Below are 18,622 nucleotides of genomic sequence, written 5' to 3'. Positions count from 1 at the left end.
TCCGCCGCGGTCAGTCCTGCGGCACGCTCGCGGTGAGCAGCTCCACGAAGCCGACGCCCTCGCGGGCCACCCCGAACGCCTCGGCGCGCAGCAGCGTGCGCTCCGCCCAGGCGCGGTGCGGCTTCACCTCGTTCATCTTGTTGGTGTACGCGGAGCGCAGGACGCCGCCGTCGCCGCGCTCGGGCCGCAGGATGTCGGCGGCGTCGCTGAACTCCTCGTGGCTGACGACCGAGAGGGCGTGCACCGGCGCGACGTGCGAGGGGTGGATGCAGGTCTTGCCCAGCAGGCCGTTGGCGCGGTCGAGTTCGATCTCGCGCAGCAGGCCGTCCATGTCGTGTGCGATCAGCGCCGTCCGCAGCTCCTCGGCGCGGCCCCGGAACGGGCTCTGGCGCAGCTGCGGTTTGAACATCCGCTCGTGCAGCCGGAAGTACTCCCACACCGGCCCGGTCACGGTGAACCCGCTGCCGTCGGCCCGGCCCAGCACGTTGACCACGTCGGCGATGACGGAGGCGACGATCTGGACGTCGTAGGCGGTCATGTCCGGCGCGCGGCGCAGTCCGTACGCGGAGCAGAAGTCGGTGACGCCCAGGCGCAGCGCGAGGACGCGGTCGCGGTGGGCGTCGACGGCGGCGGCGATCCCGGCGAGCGTGGCGCGGCGGCTCTCCAGGTGGAGCAGTTGCGGGGACTCCAGGACCGGCATCGCGAAGAGCCGCTGCCCGCAGGCGTCTTCGGTGGCGCGCAGCGTCTCCAGGAACGCGGCGCCGCGCTCCGCGGTGAACTTCGGCACCACGAAGCCGGAGAGGCGGCGCACCGCGGGCCCCATCCGCCGCGCGAGGTCGGCTATCTGCTCGGGGGTGCGGACGCGGATGAAGAGGAGGGGGAGGTCGGCGCCGCCCTCGGCCGCCTCGTCTAGCAGGGCGAACTGCCGGACGAGATTGGTCTCGCCGGCCACCACCTCGGCGTCGCTGATGGAGTCCTCCAGGCAGAGGACCATCGAGACGACGCCCCGCCCGGACTGTTTGCGGATGTCGTCGGCGAGCCGGGGCCGGGTGGCGGGGCTGTAGAGGGTGGCGCCGAGCGCGGTCGCGAGGGTGCGGGCGGACGAGGCGGCGGTGAACTCCACCGGCTCCCGATGGAACAACTTCTTCCGGATGTCGGGCCCAAGATGCCCAAAATGCCGCATACAACTCCCCGTATACAGGCGCGAACCGGGCATACCCGCTGCGTCATGACCTCTGGATCCAGCCGATAATCGTACGTGCGGGGGGTGACGGAAAGTTCCCTCGGGCGGGAAATCGCCCCGGTACGCCCGTCCCGCGCACCCGCAGGCCAGGGCCCCGCGTTGTCCGCCCGGCCTCGCAGAAGGCAGGATTGCGCTATGACGCACGCCATGCTGAAAGGGTCGAACGTACCCGTGGACACCACGGCCGTACGTGCCGTCCTGCGGTGGACACCCGGCGCCGGCGTCCCGGACGTCGACGCCTCGGCGCTGGTGGTCGGCCCCGACGGACGCGTGCGCTCCGACGCGGACTTCGTCTTCTACAACCAGCCGCAGCACCCCGGCTGCGGCGTCCGTCACCTGGCCAAGGCCCCGGTCGGCGAGAGCCTGACCGACAGCCTGGAGGCGGACCTCACCACGCTCGACGCCTCCGTCGACCGCATCGTCCTCACCGCCTCCGCCGACGGCGGCACCTTCGGACACGTACCGGACCTGCGGGTCCTGCTGTACGACGCGGCGGGCGGCGACGGCGAACCGCTGCTGCTCTTCGACATCGCGCCCGACACCGGCGACGAGACGGCCCTGATCTGCGGCGAGCTGTACCGCCGCGCCGGCGGCTGGAAGTTCCGCGCCCTGGGACAGGGGTACGACAGCGGGCTGCTCGGTCTGGCCACGGAGTTCGGCATCTCGGTCGAGGAGGACGCCGAGGGCCACACCCCCGAACCGTCCGCCGCACCGGCCCCGCGGCCCGCCGCACCGCCGCGCCCGGACAGCCCCCCGGCGGTGGGCGGCACCGACGCCCCGGTGGTCCCGCCGCCGTCCGCCTGGCCCGAGGAGGCGGCCGCCCCGCCGGTCGCCGCGCCGGGCGGCGGTCACCCGGTGTCCGACCCGGACGCCGCGACCCAGCACGTCCCGGAGCCGGGCCAACTCCCCGACGCCTTCCCCCTCGCCCCGCCGCAGAGCTCCCCGGCGACCGGCGGCTACGGCTATCCGCAGCACGTCCCCCCGCCGCCCGCCCAGCCTCCGGCCCAGCCCGCCTACGGCTACCCGGGCCCGCCGCCCCAGCAGCCGTACCCGCAGCAGCCACCGGCGTACGGCTACCCGCAGCAACCGCCCGTGCCGGAGCCGACGTTCGTACTGCCGCCCCAGGGGCCGCAGTTCCAGCGGCGCTGAGCGGGGCGCGCCCCGGGCCGGGCCCCACGGCGGAGGCGCGCCCCGGGGCGCGGCGGACGGCGGGCGGACGGGGCCGGGCTCACGCCCTGGACTTGTATCCCCGGCCCCACTGGAGTCCCCAGCCGTAGAGCCGGTCCAGCTCCGCCTGGAAGCCGTAGACGTACTTCACCTCGCGGCGCACCGTCAGCTCGCCCTTGGTGTTCTCCAGCGTGAAGATCGCGCAGGACCGGGCCTGCGGCGCCCGCTCGTTGAGCGGGATCTCCACCCGCGGCCCGGTGGTCGGGAAGAGCGTGACCACCGCGTGCGTACGGTCGAAGGCGGGCGTGCCGTCGTAGATGTAGACGAAGATCAGCAGCCGCTTGATCTCATCGCTCTGGTCCAAGTTGATGTACAGCGTCTCGCCGGACCCCGAACCGAACCGGTCGTCGCCGCTGAGCTGCACATACGGCGGGGAATTCAGCTCGCCGAGGAAATCGCCGAGCGGCTGCACCACACCCTTGGTGCCATCCTTCAGCTCGTACATGCAGGCCAGATCGAGGTCGATCTGGACGACCGCCGGGCCCTGTGACTGCACCACCTCGGGTGTGAAGATCCGGCTCGGGTGCCGCAGCAGGGTGCGCAGGCTCCGGGTGTTCCGCTCCCCCAGATCCGTGGTCCGCATCTGCCAGTGCAGATTGACCCGCATATGGCCGTGGTCCGCGCCCTGCTTGCTGAGCGAGACCACCTGTTTCCGCTTCGTCAGCTCGACGACGTACGACCCGCCGCCGTTGTCGAACGCCGGCGCGCCGCCGCGCCAGAGGTTCCCGAGGAACGACACTTGCCCACCCCACTGCTCGGACCGATGACAACGGGGCGGCCCGAGGTCCGCACCCCGTGGCCGCCCCGCTGAGAGCGTTCCTCAATCAGGCCGGCGTCACACGCCGGAGGATACTTCGGCCTTCGGCTCGGCGCCGTCGCCGGGGCCGGCCTCGCGACGGTTCTTCACCACCGAGGACCAGAAGGACAGCCCGATCAGCACGATGCCGATGAGACCGGTGACGACCTCGGGGATCTCGTACTTGATGGTGGCGATGAGGATGACGGCGAGCGCGCCGATCGCGTAGTGCGCGCCGTGCTCCAGGTAGACGTAGTCGTCGAGGGTGCCCTTGCGGACCAGGAAGACCGTCAGCGACCTGATGTACATCGCGCCGATGCCCAGACCCAGCGCCATCTCGAAGATGTCGTTGGTGATGGCGAACGCACCGATGACGCCGTCGAAGGAGAACGACGCGTCGATGACCTCCAGGTAGAGGAACATGAAGAACGCGGCCTTGCCGGCCAGGCCCACGACGGCGCCGCTGCCCTTCTTCGCGGGCGCCGCGCCGCCCTCCTCGTCGGCGCCTTCGTCTTCCTCGTCCTCCAGCTTGTCCTCGAAGTAGCCGGAGATACCGCCGACGACGAGGTAGGTGATCAGACCGGCGACGCCGGAGAGCAGGACCGTGGCGGTCTTGTCACCGCCGCCGTGCGCGACGTCGGTGGCGACCGTCACCGCGGCCACCAGCAGCACGACCAGCGCGACGATCACGGAGAGGGTTTCGAGCTTGCCCAGGCGGGCCATCGGCCTCTCGATCCAGGCGAGCCACTTGTGCTCCCGCTCCTCGAAGAGGAATTCGAGGAAGATCATCAGCAGGAAGACACCACCGAAGGCCGCAATGGCCGGATGGGCGGCGGTGACCAGCTCCTGGTAATGCGCCTTGTCGTTGATGGCGAGATTGACCGCTTCGATCGGCCCGAGTTTCGCGGTGATCGCCACGATGACGACCGGGAACACCAGCCGCATACCGAAGACCGCGATCAGAATGCCGAAGGTCAGGAAGATCTTCTGCCAGAAGGCGTTCATCTTGCGCAGGATGCCCGCGTTGATGACCGCGTTGTCGAACGACAGCGAGATCTCCAGGATGGAGAGAATCCCGACGATCGCGAGGCCCTGCCACCCCCAGAGCACGCCGGCCACGGCGAGGCCGACCACCGTGACGGCGAACGACCAGCCAAAGGTTTTCAGGAGCACTGCCTACCCATTTCCCTAGCTCTGCGGGCCCCCGCGCGTACGGCGTGGTGCCTTTACGAAACGTTGACCCCGAAGTCTAGAGCGATGCCCCGCAGACCCGACGCGTACCCCTGTCCCACCGCGCGGAACTTCCATTCGCCGTGGTAGCGGTACACCTCACCGAAGATCATCGCCGTTTCGGCGGAGGCGTCCTCGCTCAGGTCGTAGCGCGCGAGTTCGCTGCCGTCCGCCTGATTCACGATGCGGATGAACGCGTTGCTGACCTGGCCGAAGCTCTGACCGCGCAGATCCGCCTCATGGATCGACACCGGAAAGACGATCTTGTCGACCCCGTCGGGCACGCCGGTGAGGTCGACCAGGATCGACTCGTCGTCGCCCTCGCCCTCACCGGTGAGGTTGTCGCCGGTGTGTTCGACGGAGCCCTCGGGGCTCTTGAGGTTGTTGTAGAAGACGAAGTACTCGTCGCCCAGCACCCGGCCGTCGGCGCACAGCAGCGCGCTGGCGTCGAGGTCGAAGGGGGCCCCTGTGGTGGACCGTGCGTCCCAGCCGAGACCGACCATGATCTGCGTGAGGTCCGGCGCGGCCTTGGACAGGGAGACATTGCCTCCCTTGGCGAGTGTGACGCTCATGGTGTTCGGATCCTCCCCGGTGTCGTGACGGGCCGCGGCGCGCCCTGGGCCGCCGCCCCTGTTGCGCGCGTGCGGCGCCGCACCCCCTTGCGGGGCGTACGGCGCCGCACGTGGTCGAGCGGTGTCGCGGACCGCGCACCCAGGGAGCGCGGGTCCGCGAGCGGTCAGACGTTGACGCCGAAGTCCTGCGCGATGCCGCGCAGCCCGGAGGCGTACCCCTGGCCGATGGCACGGAACTTCCACTCCGCGCCGTTGCGGTACAGCTCGCCGAAGACCATGGCGGTCTCGGTCGAGGCGTCCTCGCTGAGGTCGTAGCGCGCCAGCTCGTTGCCGTCGGCCTGGTTGACGACGCGGATGTACGCGTTGCGGACCTGGCCGAAGCTCTGCTGGCGGGTCTCGGCGTCGTAGATCGACACCGGGAAGACGATCTTCGCGACATCGGCGGGGACACCGGCGAGGTTGACCTTGATGGCCTCGTCGTCGCCCTCGCCCTCACCGGTGGTGTTGTCGCCGGTGTGCTCGACCGAACCGTCGGGGCTCTTCAGGTTGTTGAAGAACACGAAGTTCTGGTCGCTGCCCACCTTGCCCTGGTCGTTCGTCAGCAGAGCGCTGGCGTCCAGGTCGAAGTCCGTACCGGTGGTGGTACGCGCGTCCCAGCCCAGGCCGACGAGTACGGCGGTGAGATTGGGGGCTTCCTTCGTCAGCGAGACGTTGCCGCCCTTGCTGAGGCTGACTCCCACGAGTCCTCCCATAGGTTCGAGGGGTACGTCAAGATTTTTTGCGCCCCCATCGTGCATGGCATCGGATCAACGAATCGATCCTAGTGACCGGTTCCCGCCGATCGCAGATATCACCGGCGAATGTCGGCTGCGGCGGGAACCGGCGCCACCCAGGGCGTCGCTCAGAGGGCTTCGAGCGCCTTGACGTAGTCGTTCAGGTCGCGGGCGTCGGGCAGGCCGTTGACGATCGACCAGCGCACCACGCCCTCCTTGTCGATGACGAAGGTGCCGCGCACCGCGCAGCCCTTCTCCTCGTCGAAGACGCCGTAGGCGCGCGACGCCTCGCCGTGCGGCCAGAAGTCCGACAGCAGCGGGTACTCCAGGCCCTCCTGCTCGGCGAAGACGCGCAGCGAGAACGGGGAGTCGTTGGAGACGGCCAGCAGCTGGACGTCGTCGTTGACGAACTGGGGCAGCTCGTCGCGGAGCGCGCACAGCTCGCCGGTGCAGACGCCGGTGAAGGCGAAGGGGTAGAAGAGGAGGACAACGGCCTTCTCACCACGGAACTGGGAGAGCGTGACCAGCTCGCCGTGCTGGTTCTTCAGCTCGAAATCCGGAGCCTTCGTGCCGACCTCGATCGCCATGGGGTCCATCCCTTCGCTCACGTTCAACAGATATCGGCCCAACCCTACGCGCCCGCCCGCGCGCCCCGGAGACCGTCCCCGGACGACACCGAGCCCCCTCCGGACGGATCCGGAGGGGGCTCGGGAACGCAGCGGGGAGGGGCGGCTCAGCGCTTGCCGGACTTGGCCGCCTTCGGCGTGACCAGTCGGCTGCCGGTCCAGTCCTTGCCCGCGCTGATGCTCTTGGTCTGGGACAGACCCGCGGTCTGCGCGGCCTCATTGATGTCGCTCGGCTCGATGTAGCCCTCGCGCCCGGTCTTGGGCGTCAGCAACCACACGACGCCTCCCTCGTCGATCAGGCCGATGGCATCCACCAGCGCGTCCGTGAGGTCGCCGTCGTCGTCCCGGAACCACAGGGCGACGGCATCCGCCACGTCCTCGTAGTCCTCGTCGACGAGGTCCTGGCCGATAACGGCCTCAATACCTTCGCGGAGATCGTGGTCGACATCGTCGTCGTAGCCGATCTCCTGGACCACCTGTCCGGGCTCGAACCCCAGCCTGGCGGCAGGGTTGGTCCGCTCCTCCGCGTGGTCCGCGGTCGCGCTCACGGATTGCCTCCTGTCGTGTTTCGGAAATGCTCTGGAACGCTCCGCGCGTGCGCGGAGCATTGGGCGTAGTCCACACGGGCGGGACGGATCGCGCAAGTACCCGGCCGCGGAGACCGCCTAAACGGTGACGATTGGCGGCGTCTCGCCGCAACTGCGACCCCATCCGGACAGGCCGAAGTGATGCACCTCACGACGATCTGCCGGGTTTGCGGTGTGGACAGTCTCGACGATCCCACCTAGACGTTCTACCCGCCTCTCGGACACCCATGCGGATTCCGTACCTCAGTACGTCACCCTCTGTCGACATGGGCGTATGGTTGCGATTTGGCCGACCTGTCACCACGGCCCGAGCCGCCGTCGGCTCCCCGCCTGGGGTTACCTCTCGGTAGAGATGACGTATCCCGATCGCGCGGTACACGATGGAAGGCGGCGCGACCACCGACAGACACCACAGAGAGACACCATCCGACCGCGTGCGCAGCAGCTATCGCGTGCAGAGCACGACATGACCCGAACACGAAGGAACAGCGTGGCTTCCGGATCCGATCGAAACCCGATCATCATTGGCGGCCTTCCCAGCCAGGTCCCGGACTTCGATCCCGAAGAGACCCAGGAATGGCTCGACTCGCTCGACGCAGCCGTCGATGAGCGAGGCCGGGAACGAGCTCGCTACCTCATGCTTCGACTGATCGAGCGTGCCCGCGAGAAGCGCGTGGCCGTGCCCGAGATGCGCAGCACGGACTACGTCAACACCATCGCCACCAAGGACGAGCCGTTCTTCCCCGGTAACGAGGAGATCGAGCGCAAGGTCCTGAACGCGACCCGGTGGAACGCGGCCGTCATGGTCTCCCGGGCGCAGCGCCCCGGTATCGGCGTCGGTGGTCACATCGCCACGTTCGCCTCCTCCGCCTCCCTGTACGACGTGGGCTTCAACCACTTCTTCCGGGGCAAGGACGACGGCAAGGGCGGCGACCAGATCTTCTTCCAGGGCCATGCCTCCCCCGGCGTGTACGCCCGCGCATATCTGCTCGACCGGCTCTCCGACGCCCAGCTGGACGCGTTCCGCCAGGAGAAGTCCAAGGCCCCCAACGGTCTGTCCAGCTACCCGCACCCGCGGCTGATGCCGGACTTCTGGGAGTTCCCGACCGTCTCGATGGGCCTGGGCCCGCTCGGCGCGATCTATCAGGCGCGGATGAACCGCTACATGGAGGCGCGCGGCATCGCCGACACCTCCGACAGCCACGTCTGGGCCTTCCTGGGCGACGGCGAGATGGACGAGCCGGAGTCGCTGGGCCAGCTCTCCATCGCCGCGCGCGAGGGGCTGGACAACCTCACCTTCGTGGTCAACTGCAACCTGCAGCGCCTGGACGGCCCGGTCCGCGGCAACGGCAAGATCATGCAGGAGCTGGAGTCGCAGTTCCGCGGCGCCGGCTGGAACGTCATCAAGCTGGTCTGGGACCGCAGCTGGGACCCGCTGCTGGCGCAGGACCGCGACGGCATCCTGGTCAACAAGCTCAACACCACGCCCGACGGTCAGTTCCAGACGTACGCCACCGAGACCGGTGCGTACATCCGTGACCACTTCTTCGGCGGCGACCACCGGCTGCGCGCCATGGTCGAGAACATGACCGACGACCAGATCCTGCACCTGGGCCGCGGCGGTCACGACCACAAGAAGATCTACGCGGCGTACGCGGCGGCCAAGGCGCACAAGGGCCAGCCGACGGTGATCCTCGCGCAGACCGTCAAGGGCTGGACGCTCGGCCCGAACTTCGAGGGCCGCAACGCGACCCACCAGATGAAGAAGCTCACGGTCGACGACCTCAAGGGCTTCCGCGACCGGCTGCGGCTGCCGATCCCGGACAAGGACCTGGAGGACGGCCTGCCGCCGTACTACCACCCGGGCCACGACTCCGAAGAGATCCAGTACATGCACGACCGCCGCAAGGCGCTGGGCGGCTATGTGCCGACCCGTGTCGTGCGCGCCAAGCCGCTGCCGCTGCCGGACGACAAGGCGTACGCCGGTGCCAAGAAGGGCTCCGGCCAGCAGAAGATCGCCACGACCATGGCGTTCGTCCGGGTCCTGAAGGACCTCATGCGGGACAAGGAGATCGGCAAGCGCTTCGTGCCGATCGCGCCCGACGAGTACCGCACCTTCGGCATGGACGCGTTCTTCCCGTCGGCGAAGATCTACAACCCGCTGGGCCAGATCTACGAGTCGGTCGACCGCGAGCTGCTGCTGGCGTACAAGGAGTCGCCGACCGGCCAGATGCTGCACGACGGCATCACCGAGGCCGGTTGCACCGCCTCCCTGATCGCCGCGGGCTCCGCCTACGCCACCCACGGCGAGCCGCTGATCCCGGTCTACGTCTTCTACTCGATGTTCGGTTTCCAGCGGACCGGCGACCAGTTCTGGCAGATGGCCGACCAGCTGGCGCGCGGTTTCGTGCTCGGCGCGACCGCCGGCCGTACGACGCTGACCGGCGAGGGCCTCCAGCACGCCGACGGCCACTCCCAGCTGCTGGCCTCGACCAACCCGGCGTGCGTCGCCTACGACCCGGCGTACGGCTACGAGATCGCGCACATCGTCAAGGACGGTCTGCGCCGGATGTACGGCGAGAACTCCGAGGACGTCTTCTACTACCTGACCGTCTACAACGAGCCGATCCAGCACCCGGCCGAGCCGTCCGACGTGGACGTCGACGGCATCCTCAAGGGTCTGCACCGGGTCAGGGCCGGGGAGAAGGGCGAGCACCGGGCCCAGATCCTCGCCTCGGGTGTCGCGGTGCCGTGGGCCGAGGAGGCCCAGCGGATCCTGGCGGACGAGTGGAACGTCAAGGCGGACGTCTGGTCGGCGACCTCCTGGAACGAGCTGCGCCGCGAGGCCGTCGAGGTCGAGCGCCACAACCTGCTCCACCCCGAGGAGGAGCAGCAGGTCCCGTACGTCACCCGCAAGCTGGCGGACGCGCCCGGCCCGAAGGTCGCGGTGTCGGACTGGATGCGTTCGGTGCCGGACCAGATCGCGCGCTGGGTGCCCGGTGCGTACCAGTCGCTGGGCGCCGACGGCTTCGGCTTCGCGGACACCCGCGGCGCCGCCCGCCGCTTCTTCCACATCGACGCGCAGTCGATCGTGCTCGGTGTGCTGACCGAGCTGGCGAAGGAGGGCAAGGTCGACCGCTCGCTGCTGAAGCAGGCCATCGACCGCTACGAGCTGCTGGACGTCACGGCCGCCGACGCCGGGGAGGCGGGCGGCGACGCCTGAGCCACCGCACGGCCCCTGCCGCGCCCCCGACCGGTCCGCCGGTCGGGGGCGCGGCGCGTGTCCGGGCACGGCCGTGTCCGGGGTGCGGACCATCGCCGGTCAGCGCTCCCAGATCTTCACGGCCCGGAAGCGGTACGGCGAGCTGGGCAGCCAGCTGCCGCCGCCCGGGTAGGTGTCGAACTCGCCGGTCTCGGCACATTCGGCGCTCTGGTACGTGGTGACCGGGCGGCCGGTGCGGTTGGCCAGCGAGGCGGCCGTGGTGCCCTTGGGCAGGGCGATACAGCTGTCGATGTCGGTGTCGGCCAGCTCGAAGGTCTGCCGCTTGCCGCCGAACTCCGCGTCCGGCCAGACGCAGAGCTGCCCCTTGGCACAGTCGCCGGAGGTGGCGCTGCTGCCGCCGGACGCCGCACGGGCGGCGGGAGCGGCGAGGACGGTGGGTGCGGTGAGGGTGGCGGCCAGCGCGGTGAGGCCGGTGACGAGCGCGGCGCTGCGGTACATACGCATCAAGAATCTCCCCCGTGAATACGGCGATGGGTGTGCCGCCGGCCGGTTGCCCGCGGCGGGTTCACTGCCGAGCTTCGGCGCCGGCCGGGGCGGCTGCCAAGAGCTTGGCGGCAGCACCACCCGGTGGGGCGATGTGGACGGAGCGTAGGGCTCGGGGCCAAGCCTTCGCGGCGTCAGGTTGACGCCCCGGCAGCGGGCGCGCGACGGCGCGGAAACCATTCCTCCCGCCCGCGCCAAGGGGCCTGCCGACCGGCCATGCCGAAGCCGCCCCGGGGAGTTCCCGTGCGGGACTCATCCGAAGGAGCGAAACGGGGCGGAAGCGGGGGCCAGGCGTGGCACGCGTCGGCGTCTGCTGCCCGATGTGGCGCGTACGGCAGGGAGTTGACGCGGACGGCAGGGGAAATGCGCGAGACGGCCGTGGCGTCCGGGCCGAACGGCCGGGCGGGTACAGGGCCCCGGGGAGTGGAGACGCGCCTGAGGCCGGCTGGCGCGGGCCCGGACGCGGCCCGGGCAGCGCCTGCCGCACGGCAGCGGAACGGCGCGCGGCCGACCCGGAGTTGACCGGGCCGGCCGCGCGCCGTCAGGGATGCGGGTGGCTCAGATGTGCCCGACGCCCGCGCCCGCCTCCGCGTTCGCGCCGCGCTTGGTGAAGAGCGCGACCACGGCGGCGACCACGGCGACACCGCAGGCCACGGTGAAGGCGAGGCCCATGCCGGAGATGAAGGTCTCGTGGGCGACCGCGACGATCTTCTGGCCGATCGCCGGCGGGGTGTTCGGCGGCACCGGCGCGAAGCCCGCCGAGACCGCGTCGGACGCCTGCGACAGCTGCTGGGAGTTGACCGGGGGCAGCCCCGCGTCCTTCCAGTTGCCCGGCAGGTCGTTCTCGACGCGGGACGCCATCACCGCGCCCAGGACGGCGGTGCCGAGGCTGCCGCCGACCTGCATCGCGGCCTGCTGGAGACCGCCGGCCACGCCGGACAGCTCCAGCGGGGCGTTGCCGACGATGACCTCGGTGGCGCCGACCATGACCGGGGCGAGGCCCAGACCGAGCAGGGCGAACCAGACCGACATCGTCGCCGTGCCGGTCCCGGTGTCCAGACCGGACATGCCGTACATCGCGACGGCGGTCAGCACCATGCCGCCGACCAGCGGGATGCGCGGGCCGAGCTTGGTGATCAGGGCGCCGGCCAGCGGCGAGCCGACGATCATCATGCCGGTGAGCGGCAGGAGGTGCAGACCGCTGTCGACCGGGCTCATGCCGTGGACGTTCTGGAGGTAGAACGTCACGAAGAAGAGGCCGCCCATGAACGCGAAGGCCATCAGGACCATCAGGACCGCGCCCGCAGTGAGCGGCACGGAGCGGAACATCCGCAGCGGGATGAGCGGCTCGCGCACCTTCGTCTCCAGGAGCCCGAAGAGGGCGAAGAGCACCAGGGAGCCGATCAGGAAGCCCCAGGTCTGCAGGGAGCCCCAGCCCCACTCGGACGCCTTGATCAGCGGCCATATGAGGCAGAACATCGCGCCGGAGAGCAGCGCGATGCCGGGTATGTCGAACGACCGCGGGGCGTTGGCGGCGCGGTGGTCCTTGAGAATCACCAGGCCCAGGACGAGCGCCAGCACGCCCACCGGGACGTTGATGAAGAACACCGACTGCCAGCTGACATGCTCGACGAGCAGCCCGCCGACGATCGGGCCACCTGCGGTGGACGCGCCGATGACCATGCCCCAGATGCCGATCGCCATGTTGAGCTTCTCGGCGGGGAAGGTCGCGCGCAGCAGACCGAGGGCCGCGGGCATCAGCAGCGCGCCGAACAGGCCCTGGAGCACGCGGAAGACGACGACGAAGGTGACTTCCTTGGAGAAGCCGATGGCTCCGGAGGCGGCGGCGAAGCCGACGATGCCTATCAGGAACGTCTGACGGTGGCCGAAGCGGTCACCGAGCTTTCCGGCGGTGATCAGCGCGATGGCCAGCGCGAGCATGTAGCCGTTGGTGATCCACTGCACATCGGCCAGCGAGGCGTTCAGGTCCTGCTTGATGGCCGGGTTGGCGATCGCCACGATCGTGCCGTCGAGGGCGACCATCATGACGCCGATCGCGACGGAGAAGAGAGTCAGCCACGGATGGCCGCGCAACCCCTTACGGGGCTCCGGTACGGGAAGTTCCGGCGCGCTCTGGGCAACCGGGGTCTGGGAACTCATACCCGGAGACATTAATGTCAGCCACTGACAGTTGACAAAGCAATTCATGAGTCGGTAACTGTCATTTCGCTCACAGCTATCCTGAGCAGCGAGAACACCATGGAAAGGCGGCGCAGCATGACCCCGTCGACGCCGCGCGAACCGGCTCTTTGCGGACTGCGCGCCCGCAAGAAGCAACGCACCAGGGACGCCCTGATACGCGCCGCACTGGAGCTGTTCACGGCCCAGGGCTACGAGGCGACGACCGTCGACGAGATCGCCGCCGCCGTCGACGTCTCGCAGCGCACCTTCTTCCGGTACTTCAGCAACAAGGAAGAGGTCACCTTCGCCGTCCAGGAGATGGTCGAGGCGCGCTTCCTGGAGGAGCTGAGCCACCGGCCCGCCGACGAGTCGCCGCTGACCGCGCTGCGCAGCTCGGTGATGGCCGCCTGGGACGACATCGCCGCCTCGATCGAGCCGATAGTCCCGGTGGAGCTGCACATGCGCGCCTACCAGATGATCGAGTCGACGCCCGCGCTGATCGCCGCCCATATGCGGCGCTCCTGCGAGCTGGAGGCGGAGGTCGCCCGGCTCATCGCCCGGCGGGAAGGGCTCGACGCGGACCGGGACCCGCGCCCCCGGGTACTCGTCGGGGCGTTCAACGGCGTGATGCGCGCCGCCGGGAAGGCGTGGAGCGAGGGCGACGACTTCACCGTGACATCGATCCGTGAGCTGACCCGTTCGTACCTCGATCACATCGGGCCCGCCCTCGACGACAACTGGCGCACGGTGCGGTAGCGCGCCCCCGGCGCGCACGGTCCGTCCGCGCGCCGGGAGGCTCCGCTCCGGGACGCGCCGTCACCCGGCATCGGCAGTGCGTGACGCGGTGATTCCGGATGAGTCCGACGCCGCACCTCTGAGCGCGGATACACGGTTCCGGGCGTCCGCTTTGTTCGAATTACCCGTCGTGAAACGTGACATGGCTCACCCGTGGAGCAGGCATGCTGCCGCGTCTCCTAGGGTGGCCCGCGGTGACTTCTTTCTCTGGGCTCGGCCCCTCCTTCGGTTCCTTCGGATTCCTGCAGTCCACCGCCTGGCGTGCGGCACTCGCCCTGGCGGTGGTGTTCGTCATGCTCACCCTCACCGGATGGACCGCGATCAGAGGTCACCAGGACGACGCCAACCCGCTGGCCACCGCGGAGACCGACTGGCGGCACGCCACCTTCCGCGGCGACCGGCTGCCCGACCCGGACGCCGCGCCGAACCGGCTCCGCGCCTTCTTCGCCTCGCTGGACCGCGCCGGTCGCCGTGAGCTCGCCGACCGGTATCCGCTGGTCGTCGGCAACATGAACGGTGCGCCGGTGGAGCTGCGCTACCGCGCCAACCACACCGCGCTCGACCAGGCCCGCGCCATCGAGGAGCGGCGCTCCACCGACCGCCGCCTGACGCCCGTGGGCCGTCAGGACGCGGGCCGTCTGATGCACCGCTTCGAGTCGATGGCCGCCAAGGGCCGCCAGATCCTGGCGTTCGACCCGGCGGGCGGCGGCCGCGCCGCGGAGGTCTTCGGCGACCTCGACACGGCCCGCCGGGTCTCCGTGGTCGTCCCCGGGGTGGACACCAACCTGACGAATTTCGAACGCACCACCCGCGCCACCAGCGCCCCCGTGGGCATGGCCGACGCGCTCTACGGCGCCGAGCGTGCCGCCCGGCCGGGCGCCCGGACCGCGGTGATCGCCTGGGCCGACTACACCGCCCCGGCCGGTCTCGGGGTGGAGGCCGCCACCGGGCAGCTCGCCCAGGCGGGCGCCGTCCGTCTGCGGGCGCTGACCCGGGCGCTGCCGTCGGCCGACAGCGTCGCGCTCTTCTGCCACAGCTACGGCTCGGTCGTCTGCGGTCTGGCCGCGCGTGATCTGCCGTCGAACGTGCGGGACATCGCGGTGGCGGGCAGCCCCGGCATGCGCGCGGCCAACAAGACGGCGCTCGACACCCGGGCCCGGCTGTGGGCCATGCGGGACTCCGACGACTGGATCCAGGACGTGCCGTACCTGGAGGTCGGCGGGCTGGGCCACGGCCCCGACCCGGTCGACCCGGCGTTCGGCAGCCGCCTGCTGTCGGCAGCCGGCGCCGACGGCCACGCCGGGTACTTCACACCCGGCACCGAGAGCCTGCGCAACTTCGCGAAGATCGGCGTGGGTGCGCTCTCGGACGTACGCTGCGCGGCCGACGACGCCGGCTGCGACGCCGGGCTCACCTGATCCGCCGCGGCGGCCGGGAGCCGTCGGCCCCGGAAGGTACAAGGTGTCCATAAGGGGGACGGGCGGGCAACCGCCGCATACGATGAGCCGCATGGGTGATGTGCTGGCCGGTTTTCACGCCGTCTGGGAGTTCGGCTCGGACTCCGTACTCATCCGCTTCGAACGGGGGATCCGCAGGCCGAAGCTGTTCCAGGCGCTCGGCGAGCGACGCATTCCGTACGAGGCGCTGAGCGCCGTCGAGCTGTCCGAGGGCAGGCGCGGCACCGTCGTGCTGCACGCCGTGCCCCGGCCGGGCTCCGACCCCCTGATGGAGGCGGCTGCCGGACAGCTCAAGGAGGACTCCGACCCGTACCGCCTGGTGCTGCCCGCCGAACAGGAGGACTCGGCGGCGCACTACGCCGACGAGCTGCGCCGGTCGCTGGGACCGGGCGCCGGGGAGCCCGCCGACCGCCATCTGGTCGCGCCGCCCGAGGGTCCGCTGCACTTCAAGGCGTACGACGGGAAGGCGTCGTTCGACGGGAGCGCGGTCACGTTCCGCTGGTTCTGGACGGGTGCGTCGTCCGCGAAGTGGATGAGCGGCGACCAGAGCTTCGGCGTCGGCGAGTTGAGCGGGGTGGAGTGGCGTTCGCCGGAGCTGGTCACCGGCCATCTGCGGCTCCTGGAGCGCACCGCCCGGGACAAGGCGCCCGGCGAGGCCGACCAGGATCCCGCCGCCGTGATCTTCGGTCTCGGGTACGGGCCCGTCCACGAGTCGCTGCCGTTCGCCGCGGCGGTGCTGGCGGCGGTGCGGACGGCGCAGAACGGGCCGGAGCCGGCGGCGTGCGCGCCGGTGCGCCGGGTCGGGGACGCCGGGCGGAATCCGGCCGACATCGCCGACCGGATCCGCCAGCTCGGCGAGTTGCACGGCGCCGGGCTGCTGACCGACGGCGAGTTCAGCGCGAAGAAGGCCGAACTCCTCGCCGAGCTGTAGCCGCTGCTCGCGACCGCTGCCCGCACTGCCGTGGGTCATACCGTGGTAGGGGGCAGCTCCGCACTCCGGTATGACGTTCGGGTCATCGTCATCCGCTTACATTGACTGCGCAATGATCCGAGACGCTTCCCCTTCTTCTCCTTCTTCCCCTTCCCCGACCGGCACCGGCGCGGCGCGCGCACCGGCCCGGGAGCCCGCCCTGCGCGCGGCCCGCCGGGGCCTGGCCACGCTCTTCGGCTTGGGCGACCGGCCCGGCGCACCGCTGCTCGACTCGGCCCGCAGCAGCTGGGTCCGCCGCCTCCCGTACGTCCTCGCCGTGCTCCTCACCTTCGTGTTGATGCCGGTCGGCGTGCACAACCTGAGGGAGAACTACGGCATGGGCGGCGCTCTGGCCGGGCTCCTGGGGGCGGCGCAGACGGTGCCGTTGCTGATGGCGGTGGTCCGACCGCTACCGGCGTGGTGGGTGATCTTCGGTTCCGACGTGCTGTGCGCGGCGCTGCTCTCCAAGCCCCCGCAGACGCAACCCTGGCCGTGGCCGCCGACGGCGATCATCGGTTATCTCGCACTGATGGTGCCGCTGTCCCAGCGGGAGAGCCGCCGGACCTTGGCCACGGTCTGGGCGGCGACGGGCGTGGTGGGCGTTCTCCTGGAACCGCTGACACCCCGCCGCAGCGACAACACCTGGATGCTGATGTTCGTCCTGGCGGGTGTGTTGCTGCTGGTCGGCCTCGTGGTGCGAGAACGCGGCGACGCCCGGCGGAAGTTGCGGGAGCAGGAGACGATCAGCGAGGCGGAGCGGGCCCGCCGCACCCTGCTGGAGGAGCGGGCCCGGATCGCCCGCGAGCTGCACGACGTGGTCGCCCATCACATGTCGGTGATCACCGTCCAGGCCGACAGCGCGCCGTACCGCATCGACGGCATACCTCCGCAGGCGCAGGAGGAGTTCGCCGCCATCGCGACGACGGCCCGGGAGTCGCTGACGGAGATGCGGCGGCTGCTGGGGGTGTTGCGCAGCGCGGAGGCGGAGCGGGACGCAGGTCCGGAGAAGGCCCCGCAGCCAGGTCTGGACGAGCTGCCGCGGCTGGTCGAGGCCACCATACGGGCCGGTGTACCGGTCGAGTTGACACTGCCCGACGAGCCGGTGGCGCCGGAGCCCGCAGTGGCCCTCTCGGCCTACCGCATCGTGCAGGAAGCCCTGGCCAACGTGGTGCGGCACGCCCCCGGGGCCCGCACCCGGGTATCGGTGGTGCGCTCCATGGACGGCACCGTGCTGACGGTGCTGGTCCTCAACGGCCCGCCTCCGACGCCGTCCACCGCATGGGAGACCTCGGGTACCGGGCACGGCCTCGTGGGGATGCGCGAGCGGGTGCGCCTGGTGAAGGGGTCCCTGTCCACCGGCCCCCTGCCCGACGGCGGCTTCATGATCGCCGCCCGACTCCCCCTGCCCCTACCGTTTCTGATCGACAAGGACACCGGCTCCCCATGACCACACGAGTGATCATCGTCGATGACCAGGCCATGGTGCGGGCCGGCTTCGCCGCGCTGCTCGCCGCGCAGAGCGACATCGACGTGGTAGGCGACGCTCCGGACGGCGTCCAGGGCGTCGAACTGAGCCGCCGTACGCACCCGGATGTGGTCCTGATGGATGTGCGGATGCCGCAGATGGACGGCCTGGAGGCGGCGCGGCAGCTGCTCTCCCCACCACCGGGCGTCACCCACCGCCCGAAGGTGCTGATGCTGACCACGTTCGACGTCGACGACTACGTCTACGAGGCGCTGCGCGCCGGCGCCTCGGGGTTTCTCCTCAAGGACGCCCCGCCCGCCGATCTCATCGCCGCGGTCCGGATCGTCGCCGCAGGTGAGGCCCTGCTCGCCCCGTCCGTGACCCGCCGGCTGATCGCGGATTTCGCACGCCAGGGCCCGGCACCCCGCAAGGACGCCACCGCACTGCGGCTCAACGGCCTCACCCCGCGGGAGACGGAGGTGCTGAAGCTGATCGCCCGGGGCCTCTCCAACCAGGAGATCGCGGATGCGCTGGTCCTCGCCGAGCAGACCGTGAAGACCCATATCGGGCGCGTGCTCGCCAAGTTGGAGCTGCGTGACCGGGCGCAGGCGGTCATCTTCGCGTACGAGTCGGGGCTGGTCACACCCGGCGAACGCTGAGGCCGCGCGGGGCCGGGAGATTCTGCGGGCCGGCGCGAGGGGGCGTCACGCGGTACGGGACATGTCGGTACGTGGCGGGTGCCCCGGAGGCCCTCCGCGCAGTCGGCCGATTGTGCTCCGGCGGCCGCCGGCGGGCGGCCCGTAGGCCGCCGCCCGGTCGGCCCGCGCCGCGACATGCCCGCAGGTCAACCACCGTTTCCCTGCCGCAGGGTGGGCGGGTGGTACTCAGGTGGGACCCGGAGCTCCACCCCCTACTGCGGTATCACTCGGGAGTT

At 70.5% G+C, this 18,622-nt stretch carries 16 protein-coding genes; 7 read left to right on the top strand and 9 right to left on the bottom strand.

The features are described 5' to 3' along the window. Positions 1 to 10: 10 nt before the first annotated feature. Positions 11 to 1,183, bottom strand: coding sequence for an HpcH/HpaI aldolase/citrate lyase family protein (locus ACF1BH_RS14260; RefSeq protein WP_391642754.1), 1,173 nt, complete (start codon positions 1,181 to 1,183; stop codon positions 11 to 13). 195 nt (positions 1,184 to 1,378) lie between these two features. Here ACF1BH_RS14260 and ACF1BH_RS14255 point away from each other — a divergent pair, with 195 nt between their 5' ends. Beyond that, complete coding sequence (locus ACF1BH_RS14255; RefSeq protein WP_391642753.1) at positions 1,379 to 2,392, top strand: TerD family protein; 1,014 nt, start codon at positions 1,379 to 1,381, stop codon at positions 2,390 to 2,392. Positions 2,393 to 2,471: 79 nt separating this feature from the next. Here ACF1BH_RS14255 and ACF1BH_RS14250 read toward each other — a convergent pair whose 3' ends face one another. The 6 genes from ACF1BH_RS14250 to ACF1BH_RS14225 form a co-directional block, all read right to left on the bottom strand. Then, a complete protein-coding gene (locus ACF1BH_RS14250; RefSeq protein ID WP_391642752.1) occupies positions 2,472 to 3,209 on the bottom strand; it encodes a Tellurium resistance in 738 nt (245 codons plus the stop codon). Between the two features lie 96 nt (positions 3,210 to 3,305). Continuing rightward, positions 3,306 to 4,439 (bottom strand): DUF475 domain-containing protein, encoded by a 1,134-nt coding sequence (locus ACF1BH_RS14245; RefSeq protein WP_391642751.1) that lies wholly within the window; start codon positions 4,437 to 4,439, stop codon positions 3,306 to 3,308. Positions 4,440 to 4,492: 53 nt separating this feature from the next. Then, complete coding sequence (locus tag ACF1BH_RS14240) at positions 4,493 to 5,068, bottom strand: TerD family protein (RefSeq protein WP_391642750.1); 576 nt, start codon at positions 5,066 to 5,068, stop codon at positions 4,493 to 4,495. A 164-nt stretch (positions 5,069 to 5,232) separates the two neighbouring features. Continuing rightward, entirely contained in the window at positions 5,233 to 5,808 is a 576-nt protein-coding gene (locus tag ACF1BH_RS14235; RefSeq protein ID WP_391642749.1) for a TerD family protein, read from the bottom strand. Positions 5,809 to 5,969: 161 nt separating this feature from the next. Further along, entirely contained in the window at positions 5,970 to 6,428 is a 459-nt protein-coding gene (locus tag ACF1BH_RS14230) for a peroxiredoxin (RefSeq protein WP_391642748.1), read from the bottom strand. Between the two features lie 146 nt (positions 6,429 to 6,574). Further along, complete coding sequence (locus ACF1BH_RS14225; RefSeq protein WP_391642747.1) at positions 6,575 to 7,015, bottom strand: DUF3052 domain-containing protein; 441 nt, start codon at positions 7,013 to 7,015, stop codon at positions 6,575 to 6,577. Positions 7,016 to 7,544: 529 nt separating this feature from the next. Between ACF1BH_RS14225 and aceE the strand changes: the two genes are divergently transcribed. After that, complete coding sequence (gene aceE, locus ACF1BH_RS14220; RefSeq protein WP_391642746.1) at positions 7,545 to 10,277, top strand: pyruvate dehydrogenase (acetyl-transferring), homodimeric type; 2,733 nt, start codon at positions 7,545 to 7,547, stop codon at positions 10,275 to 10,277. A 99-nt stretch (positions 10,278 to 10,376) separates the two neighbouring features. Here the strand turns inward: aceE and ACF1BH_RS14215 are convergent, their stop codons facing one another. Both ACF1BH_RS14215 and ACF1BH_RS14210 read right to left on the bottom strand, forming a co-directional pair. Next, entirely contained in the window at positions 10,377 to 10,781 is a 405-nt protein-coding gene (locus ACF1BH_RS14215; RefSeq protein WP_391642745.1) for a peptidase inhibitor family I36 protein, read from the bottom strand. 597 nt (positions 10,782 to 11,378) lie between these two features. Next, entirely contained in the window at positions 11,379 to 12,980 is a 1,602-nt protein-coding gene (locus ACF1BH_RS14210; RefSeq protein ID WP_391642744.1) for an MFS transporter, read from the bottom strand. A 117-nt stretch (positions 12,981 to 13,097) separates the two neighbouring features. Here ACF1BH_RS14210 and ACF1BH_RS14205 point away from each other — a divergent pair, with 117 nt between their 5' ends. From ACF1BH_RS14205 to ACF1BH_RS14185, 5 genes are all read left to right on the top strand, one after another. Then, on the top strand, positions 13,098 to 13,757 hold the full coding sequence (locus ACF1BH_RS14205) for a TetR family transcriptional regulator (RefSeq protein ID WP_391642743.1): 660 nt from the start codon (positions 13,098 to 13,100) through the stop codon (positions 13,755 to 13,757). Positions 13,758 to 13,990: 233 nt separating this feature from the next. Then, positions 13,991 to 15,214 (top strand): alpha/beta hydrolase, encoded by a 1,224-nt coding sequence (locus ACF1BH_RS14200; protein ID WP_391642742.1) that lies wholly within the window; start codon positions 13,991 to 13,993, stop codon positions 15,212 to 15,214. A gap of 91 nt (positions 15,215 to 15,305) precedes the next feature. After that, positions 15,306 to 16,184, top strand: coding sequence for a DUF4429 domain-containing protein (locus ACF1BH_RS14195; RefSeq protein ID WP_391642741.1), 879 nt, complete (start codon positions 15,306 to 15,308; stop codon positions 16,182 to 16,184). A 112-nt stretch (positions 16,185 to 16,296) separates the two neighbouring features. Then, positions 16,297 to 17,670, top strand: coding sequence for a sensor histidine kinase (locus ACF1BH_RS14190; protein WP_391642740.1), 1,374 nt, complete (start codon positions 16,297 to 16,299; stop codon positions 17,668 to 17,670). Continuing rightward, complete coding sequence (locus ACF1BH_RS14185; protein WP_391642739.1) at positions 17,667 to 18,347, top strand: response regulator; 681 nt, start codon at positions 17,667 to 17,669, stop codon at positions 18,345 to 18,347. The genes ACF1BH_RS14190 and ACF1BH_RS14185 overlap by 4 nt, the downstream gene beginning before the upstream one ends. Positions 18,348 to 18,622: the final 275 nt, after the last annotated feature.

The sequence above is a fragment of the Streptomyces sp. NPDC014733 genome (assembly GCF_043083385.1).
GTDB lineage: Bacteria > Actinomycetota > Actinomycetes > Streptomycetales > Streptomycetaceae > Streptomyces.
This window is presented reverse-complemented; position numbering and strand designations above follow the sequence as displayed.

Excerpts from the sequence above, each read along its gene's own strand:
- ACF1BH_RS14205 (WP_391642743.1), top strand. The coding sequence starts at position 13,098 with ATGACCCCGTCGACGCCGCGCGAACCGGCTCTTTGCGGACTGCGCGCC.
- ACF1BH_RS14240 (WP_391642750.1), bottom strand. The coding sequence starts at position 5,068 with ATGAGCGTCACACTCGCCAAGGGAGGCAATGTCTCCCTGTCCAAGGCC.
- ACF1BH_RS14190 (WP_391642740.1), top strand. The coding sequence starts at position 16,297 with ATGATCCGAGACGCTTCCCCTTCTTCTCCTTCTTCCCCTTCCCCGACC.
- ACF1BH_RS14255 (WP_391642753.1), top strand. The coding sequence starts at position 1,379 with ATGACGCACGCCATGCTGAAAGGGTCGAACGTACCCGTGGACACCACG.
- ACF1BH_RS14230 (WP_391642748.1), bottom strand. The coding sequence starts at position 6,428 with ATGGCGATCGAGGTCGGCACGAAGGCTCCGGATTTCGAGCTGAAGAAC.
- ACF1BH_RS14185 (WP_391642739.1), top strand. The coding sequence starts at position 17,667 with ATGACCACACGAGTGATCATCGTCGATGACCAGGCCATGGTGCGGGCC.
- ACF1BH_RS14195 (WP_391642741.1), top strand. The coding sequence starts at position 15,306 with ATGGGTGATGTGCTGGCCGGTTTTCACGCCGTCTGGGAGTTCGGCTCG.
- ACF1BH_RS14260 (WP_391642754.1), bottom strand. The coding sequence starts at position 1,183 with ATGCGGCATTTTGGGCATCTTGGGCCCGACATCCGGAAGAAGTTGTTC.
- ACF1BH_RS14215 (WP_391642745.1), bottom strand. The coding sequence starts at position 10,781 with ATGCGTATGTACCGCAGCGCCGCGCTCGTCACCGGCCTCACCGCGCTG.
- ACF1BH_RS14210 (WP_391642744.1), bottom strand. The coding sequence starts at position 12,980 with ATGAGTTCCCAGACCCCGGTTGCCCAGAGCGCGCCGGAACTTCCCGTA.